The organism is Telmatocola sphagniphila (assembly GCF_018398935.1).
GTDB lineage: Bacteria > Planctomycetota > Planctomycetia > Gemmatales > Gemmataceae > Telmatocola > Telmatocola sphagniphila.
Map to the genome: position 1 here is coordinate 5,671,105 of NZ_CP074694.1, position 11,545 is coordinate 5,682,649.

The following is an 11,545-nucleotide window of genomic DNA, read 5'->3' on the forward strand; positions in this document are numbered from 1 at the left end:
TGAAAGCCTGCGGATCTTCCTTCGCAGAAGGTTCCGCGGGCTTTTTTTCTGTTTATTTCTCAGTCTTGAAGTGAAAGGAACTCCCTATGAGTGCTTTGATCAAAACCAACATTATGCCGAAGGTTACTCCGGGAGCTCGCCTCTTGGGCGAGATCATTACCTGGACCGCATCCGGGGCCAGCGTTCGGCACAGCGACTTGATTCGAGCCCTGAAGGAAGTCGGCCTCGATGAAAGCGTGGCCCGGGAGTTAGCGCCCCGGCACGCTTTTGCCCGGGCCTGTCGCAAGCTGTCCGAAGCCCGCATCATTCGGCAGATTGCCGAAGACGAGGCCTCGATTCAATTCCAGTTTACCCAGGAATCGAAACAGGGGGACCGCTTCAGCTACGACTTCGAGACCCTTCTGACCCTGACCAAGAAGACCGGGCAGGTGCACTGCGACAAAGGGGAATTAGCTCTATTGGCTCAGGAAGAGCTGGATCGCTGTATTGCCGTGCGGACCGGCAGCGATATCACCCGGATCGTACAGAAGCTCTTCGAACGGGAAGCCGATCTTTTCCCGATTCGGCCTCAGGGCGGAGCCTACTTCGTCCCGCAGTTGCATGCCGGCTTCATCGATCGGGTGCAGAGCTTGTTGAAGCAACTCAATGGTCAGATGCTGCGCTTCCCGGTACCGGAAGGAACTGCCAGCGGCGACGTCTCGGTCAAAGAAGCGGTCGCTTCGGGATTATCGGCTCTGATTGCCGAGCATGAGGAAGCGATTGCCTCTTTTGGCGAAGATACTCGGCCCGATACAGTAGAACGAGCCGCCGAGCGGATTCGCAACACTAAGTTCAAAGTCGAAGCCTACGCCGCTCTCTTGGCCGATCAGAAGCATCAGCTGGAACTTTCCCTCGCCACGGCTTCCCGAAAGCTCCGTCAGAAAGTTGAAAGTCTGGCCGCCGAAAGGGAAGCGGTGCTGGTCTCGCTTGGCCGGCTTTTCAATTGATTCGCAGTTTTGCTTTTTAGCCCTTCTCCCGTCTATTCGCACTTTCATTCCAATACTACTCACCGAAGGAAAACCATGATCCATTTGCAGCGCCGGCAAGTCCGGCAGTTACGCAGCTTGTTCAAGAAATTGGGAGCGGCCCGCTGCCCAGCTCCGACTAGCCTCTTGCTGAAGACCGATTCATCCGGGCTCTCAATACAGGGCTCGATCGGCGAAGTCACGGCGATTTACCGGCTGCCGGGCTCCTTTGCCGACGAGCAGATGACCATTCCTTTTGCCGTGTTCAATGATACCGCCGGCTCGGATGACAGTGTCGTCGAAATCGTGGCCCTGGTCCACCAGAAGTTGCGCGTCGCCTGGAGTTCGGGAACGGTGCCGCAGATTCGCGAGTACGAGATTCCCGCCAGCGTTGAAAGTTGGTCTTTACCGGAGGTCTGGACGCCGATGGACCTGCGTCTGCGGGAAGCACTCACCGAGGCAATGAAGACCGCTAGTGCCGAGGCGACACGCTTTGCCGTCAATTACATCCAGTTGCGTGGCCGGACGGGCGAGGTCATTGGTACCGACTCCAGGCAACTGTTTATTGAGTCCGGATTCCCGTTCCCTTGGGAAGACGATTTGCTAATACCGCGCTGTGGACTCCTGGGAGTAGAGGAACTAAAAGGCGATTCCTTGGAGATAGGCAGAACCGCCTCGCATATGTGGTTACGACTGGGGGCTTGGATGATCGCCCTGCAAATCGCCTCGGAAGCTCGCTATCCCGAAGTCCATCGAGCGATTCCTGCCTCTTTGGAAGCGACGCGCTGGAGGATAGACCCGGGAGAATCGCACGGTTTGGCACAGTGCTTGAAGCAGTTGCCGGGCGAGAAAGATCCGCATCGACCGGTGACGGTGGAACTCAACGGTCATGTTGCGATTCGGGCTCGAGGAACCGAAAGTCTGCAAACGACCGAAGTTCACCTCAACCGCTCGCAGGTGGAAGGGAATCCGCTCAGCTTGGCCTTGGATCGAGACTATTTGCGGCGGGCGTTGCAGTTGGGTTTTTCAGAGTTCCAGATCGTGGATCCCGACAAGCCGATTGTTTGCCAGGAAGGCAGCCGAAGGTTCGTCTGCATGCCCTTGGGTAAGTCCTCGGTCGTAGCTTCTTCTTCCGAAGCGATTCGAGTTGAACTATTGGAACCTCAGCGAGAACTGAAGCCCAAGAGCGTTACGGCCCAGCGCTTGCGACAGCGGGCCCAAAGCTTCACCTCGGCCCTTCTGGCAGGACTGCTGGAAGAAGCGGAAGCTCTGCAATCTCTGGGTCAAGCCCTGATAGAACGACTCGGCTCGCTGAGCCTGGAGATCCAGCGACTTCTCCCGAGCAGAAGGCCCGAACTAGTCAATGCCAATGCATCTCCCGAACTGCAGCCCGATCCCTTCATTTGAATTCCCTCGGTTGCTAAACTTCATCCCTTCCTAAATAGGAGAAATTGCATGAGTGCCAAGCACAAGCTCAACGCCGCGCATATGACCGGATCTTGACTGGTCGCGATTATGCTGGGAGTGATTTTTCAATCGGCCCTGATCGCCCTTGGAGCGGTGGTTTTTCTGCTCAGTATGGATCTGGTCGGAGGAAATATCCGTCGGTAGGCGATAATACTCCCGTTTATTCATAATAATCATGAATAAACGGGAGATTTTCGTTTTTGAAAAGGCCAATAAATAGGATGCCAATTTTTAGCTATTAGAGGTCAGTTGTGCAATTTCGTGAGCGAATTTAGGTCAATACTGTTAATCAGACGGTTCTAGGTTCGAGTCCAACTCGAGGAGTTTGATCAGGTCTGGACACAACTCGATTCACAGGCAATACCTGTAAATCGCTCTTGTGAAAGGGTTTGTAACCGGTCAATTGGTTCGCATCCTAGTCACGATTCAGACCCCGAGGCATCCACCAAGCTTGCTCATCGCTTGATTTTGGGCTCTTAGAGCCTATCACGGTCGATCCACCTGTTTGATGGAAGTTCTTTCTGACACCCAACCCCGATACCAGCGTTGGAAAGCGATTGACGGCGCATCCGACGGCATCGACACTTCACCGCCGGCAGGCACTTCGGACGGCCAGCACGTAATCTTGTTGCGTCGATCTTCGGCCAGGATGACCGGTGTCAGCAAGTCGTAGATACGTGGCAGGAGGCTAAATTTGCCAAAGTTGCGGCGGGCCACCACAATGTTTCGAGAAGTATTTTCGCTCAGCGGCACGACCCAGATGAACAGCAGAGACTTCCGCCCTGGTCGTTTTTGCGGGATACCGAGGCTCATCGCATGCGGAGGGTGGAACGCGACCCAACCCACGTCGGGTGATGCGACGCCGGGGCCGGTCTCGACCCACCAGTCCATATGGAAGCCGCCGTCCGGACGTTGCTCCAGTTTGTGGCCAAGCTGCGCGTTCGGCATCTTGCCCAATGCACGGCCGAATGCAGCACCTATACTCCAGGGGTGGACGAACGGAACGTGGGCAACGTCCAGCGCCGTTTGGACGCCGCGACTCCAATGAACGGGCCAGTCACGTTCGACAACGGAACCGAACCACCCCTCTCCGAGGGGCGGTGGCATCACGGGCGGAGGGGCGTTCTCGGCTTCACCCGCGTACAGCCAGAGCAGTCCCTCGCGTTCCTCGCACGCCATCGCCTGCGCGCGGACCGCAGACAGTTTCGCTTCGGGATTGAGCGGAATGTGGCGGCACACGCCATCGCCACCGAAACGCCAGCCGTGAAAGCTGCACTGGATAGTCCCGTCGCCGGGCATCGTTCCAATCGAAAGCTTGACGCTCCGATGGGGACAGCGGTCGACGAGCGCTCGGGCTTGGCCCTTCTCATCGCGAAACGCGACGACGGGGACACCATCCAGCACGAGACCGAGAGGTTTGCCAGCCTTCAGCCGACTGGCGGCGGTGATCGGCGACCAATAGCCGTGAAGCGTGGGGAAAGTAACCGTGCGCATCAACCACTCCCTGATTCGATTGGTTTGTCTGCTACGAGCAGCCACATGAGCGCCCCGGCGACCCCGAAGGCTGCGCTTGAACGTTTCACGTCGAGCCCGGCGTCGCGGAGTGCCTGAGCGTAGCTGTGCGTAGGCACGTAGTCGCCAATGACGACACGCCCGCCGGGCTTCAGCACGCGGGCGATTTCCCGGCAGGCGACTGTCTGGTTGGTCTTGGGTTCGATGTTGTGGAGGCAGAGCAGAGAGAGAATCACGTCGAAGGTCGCATCTGGGAAGGATAATCCCGTGGCGTCGTCGGTACGAACCTCGGCCTGGTCTGTTACGCCCTCCAGGGCGATGTTCCGACGGGTCGCATCAGCAGAGTTGTCGCTGAGGTCCTTTGCGGACCAAATATCGATTCCGACCACGCGACCGCCGGCGTTAAGGCGTTTTGCGGCCCCAATCATTAGCATTCCCGCGCCAGTACCGACGTCGAGCACGACCTCATCGCCGCGCCACGTCACAAGGTCCAAGATCGCATCGCGAGTTCTCGATTTTCCCCGTAGACCGTACTGTAACATTGCCAACCCGAGCGTGAGCGGTACGGTTCCCGCGACGGCGAGCACCACACCCACGGCCTGGGAAAAAGGAAACGGCTCTGCCATAGCGAGGGTGACCCCCGCCGCAACCAGGACACTGCCCACCCCGAGCATTCCAAGCATGATGCCCGGAGCGTCCCAGCCGTAGTTCGGTTTTCCTTTGACGAGAGGCGGTGTCGGGGGCATAGTGGAGTTCACTCTATTTATTAAACAGACTGGTTCGTATAGTAATAGCCTCAGGGAAACAGGAGGTCAAGTTTGATTTCGGAATCTTCATCAGGCGAGCGCCCACGGCCGCTCGGACGACCACGCGATCCAGCGAAGGTGGAGTCCATCCTGACCGCAAGCTGGCGACTATTCCTGAAGCACGGCGTGGAACCGGTAGCGGTCGAGACCATCGCTGCCGAGGCGGGTGTCTCCAAGGCAACCGTCTATGCGTACTTTGATGACAAACGCGCGATGTTCCAGGAAGGCGTACGCCGTGAGATGGCGAAGATCGAGGCGGCCCAACGGCTCGATGAAGCCGCTATCGCAGGAACAACTCTACGGGACGTGCTCATCAGGTTCGGTACAGGGATTATGACATTTCTGACCGGTTCCGGGGCCGTTGACTTCTACGGCTCCTTGTCCGGAGAACTGCGTCGAGATCCACAACTTGCCCGAATGTTCTATGACGCAGGGCCCGGACGTACGGTGGCAAACTTGGCCGCGATCCTATCAAGTCCGCTTGCTTCCGATCTTGAGATTGCGGATGCGAACAGTGCGGCCGAAATGCTCCTCGGCATGTGGCAGGGTATGACCAACTACCAACTCATGCTCGGGATCGACCACAAGAAGGTGACAAAATCGATTCCGAAGCGGGTCACGACAGGGGTTGATCTCTTCTTGAAATCTCATGCGCAGTTACGATCTTCTAATCATTGACGCTCAGCCAGAAAATGTTCTATCCGTGCCTTGTCACCCCTTTTGTTTGTGCGTGATTATGTGCCCAGGCGACGTAGCACTTGTGTCACCCTTGCCCGGCTGACACCGAGATGGCGGGCAAGCGCCGCCCGGTTCTCAAACTTGCCAGTATCGAGAAGGGCCTGGTAGTGGCGGGCAAGTGTGAGCGGATTACGGCGTTCTTTGGGGACAGCTTGGGTTTTCGATTTGGCGTCTGAAAAGCCGTTCCAGGGGTATAGGGCAATGACGGCCGCTCGACGTAACCTCTTAAGCTGTAAGGTCCCGCGTTCGTTGAACCCTGGATCGAGTTGAGTACGCCTCGAGGAGATAATTTTAGCGGAAGCCTCTTCACACCGTCGACTTGAACAGAATTAATCCGGATCGAAGCGACTCTATTTGTTGAGATTAAGCTTGGGATGATCTTTTTGGGCTTGAAGGAATGCTTTATCAGTCACTTTCGTGCCATAGAGGTAGAACTGCTTTAGCTTGGGTAATTTGAGCAACTCTCGAAATCCTCCATCGCCCAACTGACTGTAATTGAGATTTAGATCTTCGAGTTGGGCCAAAGAAGAAAGGAGTTTGGCATTTGCATCCGAGAAGTTGATTTTACTCAGCGATAGTTCTTTGAGATTAGACAAAGCGGAAAGGTATCGCAACCAATCTCCCTGTGGAACGGCCTCCGAAAGATCGAGTTTTTCAAGTTTAGCAAATCTCGAAATAGCTTGGAAGGTCGCTTCCGTGGTTGGGCACCTCTCCATGCCGAGTTCTCTGATGGGGGCGTCAGTCATTAATGCTAAGCCGGTACCTGAAATTTTAGTCTTCGAGAGTTTTAGTTCCTCTAATTTTTTGAACTGCGACAAGCTCTTAAATGCTTCGTCGGTTATATTGGTCTCACTTAGATAAAGAGAAGTGAGATTCGGAAATCGTAAGAGAGCGGAAACAGCTCGATCCGTTATTTTAGATCCTCCCAGATAAATGTACTTCACCTTTTCGGGTTTGCTGGCTTTCTTCACCGTGGATTTTCGGAATGCCCACTCATTCATAGATTTTTGAGCGGTGGTTGGACCATCGAGCCACCCCTTCGCTATCAAGGATTCCAGCAATGCATCGTCAATATGACTCGTGTCGAAAATGAATTGCTCCGGCAGATGCTTGTCAACGATCGCCCGAATTCCAGCAGTTGATAGGGGGCTCCCTTTCATTCGAGAGTCATGCCGACTAGTGATTTCCAAATCGGTCAAATTCGGTATTTTTGAGATGTTAATCGCTCCTTCATCGGTGAACCCATTTATGCTTTCCAAATGGAGACATTCCATAGTAGTCTTTCCTGCGAATGGCTCAAAAGCAGCGCCGTCCAAAGATATATAGGCTAGAGATAAATTTTTCAGCAATGGTAGCTTAGCTAGTTCTCTCACTCCTGCATCGGAGATCCCATTACTCCCAACAATCGTAATCGAGTGAATATTTTTGCATCCCGCCAAAGCTTTCAGATCAGCGTCCTTAATATCGATGCCCAGCATTACAATGCTCTCCAGATTCGGTAGCATTGCTATCAATTTCAGGCATTCCGGCTCAAGTTTTGTGTTTTGGATAATAAGAATTGTCAATCGTCTGGATTGCTTTAATAGTTTACAGTCCTCGACCGTAACATTACCATCTTCAATTAGCAGAACCCCAGATAATGGTTTATTATTCGTTAGCGATCCATAAGTCATAAATTTCCATTTTTTTGCTTCCAGGTAATTCAGCACCGTTGGATCTTCTGCATCTGGATTCAAGAAATCACTGGCCGGTAGAGTCGCTATGGGATCATAGTTTTTGGCTTGATTTGTAGTTGACGATTGAGTTGGCTCAATAACTACCGGCTTTGGTTCAGACCTCTGACAGGAACTCAGCAAAATAGAGAGTCCGAACACAACTAACACAGTCGCTGGATACAAATCGAACTGCTTCATGATCGTTCTCTCAAGGCTAGGAACTCGTCTCTATTTGTAAAACAGTAAGTATTGAAAGAAAATCCCCGGAGTATTTAGTTTCGAGACGGAGCGTCCCGCCCCCACTATTAATTCTCCGGAGAAAGAATGAACGGCTTCAGCTCTTCCCACACCGGAATAAAAGGACCATTGCAGGTGATCAAAACTTTTAACAAGCCAGGAGGTGTTTTTCGGGAAAAGAATTTTGTCGAACAGTCACATAAGCCGATGTTGAAATCACCATCGAACTGGCCACCGATTTCGGGATCAGCATTCGGATCAAACGGGATGTCATCAGGCTTTGTCCAAATCACTGATTTGCGGCCTTCACAAAGCAAGACCGTATTAGAGGTTCCATGTTTCAAATTGACGAATGCAATTTTAGAACCCAGGATGGATTGTGGTCCTTTTTCAGGATACTTCGTTCGAAAAGCTTGAATGTATGTTTCCCCTATCGGCACCGAACCTCTGACGGGTTTGAATAGGTCCGGAATATTTTCAATTAGAGCTTTATTAGTTGGACTATCCCACGGCTCATTTAGTTTGAATTTTTTATAAAGTTTTGGCTCCGTCACTTTGAGAAGTTCGACGCGCCAACTCAGGAGAGGCTTTTTCTCTTTTCTGGGCGATTCGGGAGTTGGGGGTGTATAAATGTCATCAAATTCTCCATCGGACATTAAGCTCCAAACATCTGCAAGGATTTTTCTTAGATTGCCCGCGGCTTGTTTCTGAAGAGGATCTTCCTTGATGGTTTCGTTGACTTCGGACTTCGTGTCGGTTTGATTGGTTTTCGAGCAACCGAAAGATATCAGAATGCAGCACAACAGCATGGGAATGCAAAGTCTCAAAGGTAGTCTCCTAAATAAATCCGAAGGTTATCTCTTTCGACCTTTATCAGTGCGCGAGTATCCAACCTCGGGCGTTTGTTCAGATTTCGAATTTTTTATCCAATTTAAGGTCATATGCCAATGGTCAATGAGGGTAATACGACGACCGGGCAAGTTGCAGAAGGTGTCCACTCAAGGCGACTTCCACCCACCTCGACGACGTTCGCAGCCTCATGTACCGCCAGACCGTCCTCAACGAGATGCCCAACGCCGTGCTGATCTTCGGGTCCGTCAGCCCCTTGTCACGGAGTTCGACCACCCGACAGGGATTTCGCTTCAACGTCCCATTCGCACGCCCCTTGTATTTACCCTTCTTCTTGGCCTGCTCGATGCCCGCCGCTTGCCTCTCCTTACGGCGGGTGGCACTGGTAACCCTTGAGAATCACCGTAAGTCATTGTCAGGTAATGTTTTGGGTCCCACTGGCTATCTGCCAGTGACTGAGAAAGAGAAATCAGAGAGACTTTTCGCCAACTCAGAAACACATTCGATCCGAAAACGGGAGTTATATCGAAACGGCACTGTCAGATAGCCAGTGCCACCCAAGTCTAGATTGTACAGGGACTTGCGTTTATTGAGATGGGGTGCCAGTGTCACCCGTCGCAAACTGATAGAGAGCATCTCCATGATTCTCGACCCAGTTCGCAGGATCGAGAAATGGCAGAGGTAAAGATCGATCCATGAAGGTAACTCGGCATCTAGTCGGCATCCGTTTTTGTGAGCCGCTAGATCGGATTAGTCGGAACTCGAGCGAAAGGATTACACGAAATTCCGGTTTTGGGCGAAATTGTTAGTCGCGTGGCTAATGGCTACTAAGAAGCTTTGGATTCGTTTTTGCAACCGCCGGATTCGCCGGAGCCTAGTTGAGATCCAACCAGCAAGCCAATTAGACCGGAAATTGCGAGTTCCACAAAAGGGAGATCCGTGGAAGTGGCCAGGATATAGCCCACTCGCTTCGGCCAGTACTGTTGATCTTCGACGGAAACAGATTGGCACCATCGGGTTAAATCTTTACCCGCTAATCCCAAAGCTCCAAAGCAGCCAACGGCCAGGAATGCGGCGGCCACGGGTCTTAGAAATCGCGAACTACGGTAATGGAGAACCCACACCAATGCCAGGAGCGCAATCAGCCAGAAAGCATGCATAGCGATCAGCGACTGGATAGGGGGAAAACAGCCCCAGACTCCACATAATTCTTCGCCGAGATCGTAGGGGATGTCGGAGATATAGAGCGAGGAAACCGCCGCCGTCAACCAACCGATGGCGATCCAGGCGGGTCTCCGAGTTTTATGAATCGGACAATCGAGGGGACACAAATCGGTTGCGGTGTCCTTGCTGGATTCTGTTTTTCCCTGGTCCATGAATCTGCACTCGCTTCAAAAGTACTCGTGTGAGAGTTGCTCGCGGGACATAGCCCCAGTCCGTCTCCCGGCTAGTATTTGGATGCGCTCGGAGTTCAGAAGTTACAGGTTCAGTAATAAGATTCTGCGTAACGTGCCCTCCATTAGGAAACCTCCATGAGGAAATCCTCCCCACAAATTGTGAGGGATGGGTCCAGCGACGCGAGCCCAACGCGGGAGCGATGCTGCACCCAATTTGCACCCAAAATGGCGTTTGGCGACGAAACAAGCACGAAGGATGTTTTTCGTAAGTGCTTATCCGATAACTACTTATGGATTTTTTGAGGCGTCAAAAAGTGAGCTACCCGACTAGGATTCGAATGTAAATTCGAACAGTTGGGCTTATGTTGGTGTAGCGTCTCGAACACGTCGAAGTCACGGCCATGAAAGCTGTTGCGCCGCGAACCTGTTCTCGCTGGTAATTATACCGCATTGGCCTCGCACGGCCAATAGTGCCCGCTTTTTGCCCACCCTAGATGCGTTATCTCCAGGTGGCCAATTCTCTGCCTCAAACATATTTTTCCGGTTTAAGAGGAAATTGGTCGACTCTTCAAGTGGAGTTCTTTTCAGATGATAGCGAACCATTCCGAATCAGAACCATCTATACCCTTGTACAATCCTGCCATGGGCCTAGGGAGATCGTCGAATGTCATCAGAATGGTCGCTTCTTTACCTTCTGCCAAACCTAGTCATTTCAGAGACTGTAGAGTTCGGGCCATTGGCTGTCGTCTCGAATGAGGACGAACGCCTCAACCTTTTACTGGATCAACCAGCGGTTCAGATACTACTGAGGAATTTTACGACGGTATTCGGCGACCAAATCAAACCGGCCGCAATGATAACACGGAAGGAAGTTGCTACGCCAAGCAGAGACCAAATCATAGCATTCCGCAACTGCCTAGCATTATCAGGGTTAGCCGAAGCCCACCGAGAGTTTCTATCTGGATCTAGGGGAAACTTGCAACGCTATTCCGACTACTTTGACCTTTACCCTTTTACACCCAGTAATGATGGGGAGGAATTAATTTCTCACACTCCTGCAAATTGGGAGTGTCGATCAGAAACTCGCGACGAGTTCCGAGGGCAACCATCTGCATATTTGTCGCATCTAAACATGCTACCGTGTAAGCTGGATTTGCGATTATTGGATCTATTACGTATACGCTGGCAAGAGTGTTTTCTACTCCGCCAAGAAACACCTAGGAACCGTCGGGTATTTCGATCTATGGAGATTGCACTTCTTGCAATGCGTTTGCCTGGAATTAGTATTCTAATTCCAACCATTCACGACATGGGAGTGAGTGCAGGACTATGGGTCAGTGCGTTCGAAATTCTAGCATACGATGGGAAATGGGCTGGTCCGAAGCAGGTTAAAGCGATGATCGGACAGGGGCCATGGCTGACCGATCAGTCACGTGCAATCGCCGTTGATTTATACGAGGCGCTTTATGCAGCTAGAAATGCCTTCATGCATGGGAATGAAGTGACATTAGCAGACCTACATCTTGGTGGTCAAACTCAGCAAAGCGTCATGCTACCTATGATTGCCCCGCTGATTTTCAGAAACGCATTGCTAGGTATTTTAGGCTTCATTGTTCCGCCAAGATTGGATGAAGTTGCGGATCAATGGCTGCCATATTACTGGAACCAGGAGCCATTCGAAAGAGCGATGACAAACGCGCTTACGTTGGTCGCTCAATCTGTCGCCGAACTTCAGAGGCTGAATGGAGACTTGGAAGTCTTGTCGGAGCAGTCCCAAGATGAAGCATCTCAAATGGATTAGGCCTATCGTCATCTTCCGT

Annotated in this window: 10 protein-coding genes; 4 read left to right on the forward strand and 6 right to left on the reverse strand. The window is 52.2% G+C overall.

The window, feature by feature from the left end; translation table 11 throughout:
• The first annotated feature begins 86 nt into the window (after window positions 1-86).
• Both KIH39_RS22660 and KIH39_RS22665 read left to right on the forward strand, forming a co-directional pair.
• Window positions 87-986, forward strand: coding sequence for a DUF6744 family protein (locus KIH39_RS22660; RefSeq protein ID WP_213495687.1), 900 nt, complete (start codon window positions 87-89; stop codon window positions 984-986).
• Window positions 987-1,061: 75 nt separating this feature from the next.
• Window positions 1,062-2,411: a hypothetical protein gene (locus KIH39_RS22665; protein WP_213495689.1), complete on the forward strand. Its 1,350-nt coding sequence runs from the start codon at window positions 1,062-1,064 to the stop codon at window positions 2,409-2,411.
• A gap of 546 nt (window positions 2,412-2,957) precedes the next feature.
• Here KIH39_RS22665 and KIH39_RS22670 read toward each other — a convergent pair.
• Window positions 2,958-3,965 carry an aromatic ring-hydroxylating oxygenase subunit alpha gene (locus KIH39_RS22670; RefSeq protein ID WP_213495691.1) on the reverse strand — a complete coding sequence of 336 codons (1,008 nt, stop codon included), beginning with the start codon at window positions 3,963-3,965 and terminating at the stop codon, window positions 2,958-2,960.
• The gene (locus tag KIH39_RS22675; protein WP_213495693.1) at window positions 3,965-4,729 is read right to left on the reverse strand and encodes a class I SAM-dependent methyltransferase; all 765 of its coding nucleotides are present in this window, start codon (window positions 4,727-4,729) and stop codon (window positions 3,965-3,967) included. The genes KIH39_RS22670 and KIH39_RS22675 overlap by 1 nt, the downstream gene beginning before the upstream one ends.
• Before the next feature lie 72 nt (window positions 4,730-4,801).
• On the opposite strand from KIH39_RS22675, the gene KIH39_RS22680 reads away from it, so the two are divergent.
• Window positions 4,802-5,467 (forward strand): TetR/AcrR family transcriptional regulator, encoded by a 666-nt coding sequence (locus KIH39_RS22680; RefSeq protein WP_213495695.1) that lies wholly within the window; start codon window positions 4,802-4,804, stop codon window positions 5,465-5,467.
• A gap of 410 nt (window positions 5,468-5,877) precedes the next feature.
• Here the strand turns inward: KIH39_RS22680 and KIH39_RS22685 are convergent, their stop codons facing one another.
• The 4 genes from KIH39_RS22685 to KIH39_RS22700 all read right to left on the reverse strand — a co-directional run bounded on the left by KIH39_RS22685 (window position 5,878) and on the right by KIH39_RS22700 (window position 9,704).
• Complete coding sequence (locus KIH39_RS22685; RefSeq protein ID WP_213495697.1) at window positions 5,878-7,440, reverse strand: leucine-rich repeat domain-containing protein; 1,563 nt, start codon at window positions 7,438-7,440, stop codon at window positions 5,878-5,880.
• Between the two features lie 107 nt (window positions 7,441-7,547).
• On the reverse strand, window positions 7,548-8,306 hold the full coding sequence (locus KIH39_RS22690) for a hypothetical protein (RefSeq protein WP_213495699.1): 759 nt from the start codon (window positions 8,304-8,306) through the stop codon (window positions 7,548-7,550).
• 124 nt (window positions 8,307-8,430) lie between these two features.
• Window positions 8,431-8,604, reverse strand: coding sequence for a helix-turn-helix domain-containing protein (locus KIH39_RS27295; protein ID WP_390623718.1), 174 nt, complete (start codon window positions 8,602-8,604; stop codon window positions 8,431-8,433).
• A 551-nt stretch (window positions 8,605-9,155) separates the two neighbouring features.
• Entirely contained in the window at window positions 9,156-9,704 is a 549-nt protein-coding gene (locus KIH39_RS22700; protein WP_213495703.1) for a hypothetical protein, read from the reverse strand.
• Window positions 9,705-10,968: 1,264 nt separating this feature from the next.
• Here KIH39_RS22700 and KIH39_RS22705 point away from each other — a divergent pair.
• On the forward strand, window positions 10,969-11,526 hold the full coding sequence (locus KIH39_RS22705; protein ID WP_213495705.1) for a hypothetical protein: 558 nt from the start codon (window positions 10,969-10,971) through the stop codon (window positions 11,524-11,526).
• Window positions 11,527-11,545 lie beyond the last annotated feature (19 nt).

What these genes read in the sequence shown, in the direction of transcription:
- KIH39_RS22700 (WP_213495703.1), bottom strand. Translation starts at nt 9,704, where the DNA reads ATGGACCAGGGAAAAACAGAATCCAGCAAGGACACCGCAACCGATTTG.
- KIH39_RS22665 (WP_213495689.1), top strand. Translation starts at nt 1,062, where the DNA reads ATGATCCATTTGCAGCGCCGGCAAGTCCGGCAGTTACGCAGCTTGTTC.
- KIH39_RS22685 (WP_213495697.1), bottom strand. Translation starts at nt 7,440, where the DNA reads ATGAAGCAGTTCGATTTGTATCCAGCGACTGTGTTAGTTGTGTTCGGA.
- KIH39_RS22670 (WP_213495691.1), bottom strand. Translation starts at nt 3,965, where the DNA reads ATGCGCACGGTTACTTTCCCCACGCTTCACGGCTATTGGTCGCCGATC.
- KIH39_RS22675 (WP_213495693.1), bottom strand. Translation starts at nt 4,729, where the DNA reads ATGCCCCCGACACCGCCTCTCGTCAAAGGAAAACCGAACTACGGCTGG.
- KIH39_RS22660 (WP_213495687.1), top strand. Translation starts at nt 87, where the DNA reads ATGAGTGCTTTGATCAAAACCAACATTATGCCGAAGGTTACTCCGGGA.
- KIH39_RS22705 (WP_213495705.1), top strand. Translation starts at nt 10,969, where the DNA reads ATGGAGATTGCACTTCTTGCAATGCGTTTGCCTGGAATTAGTATTCTA.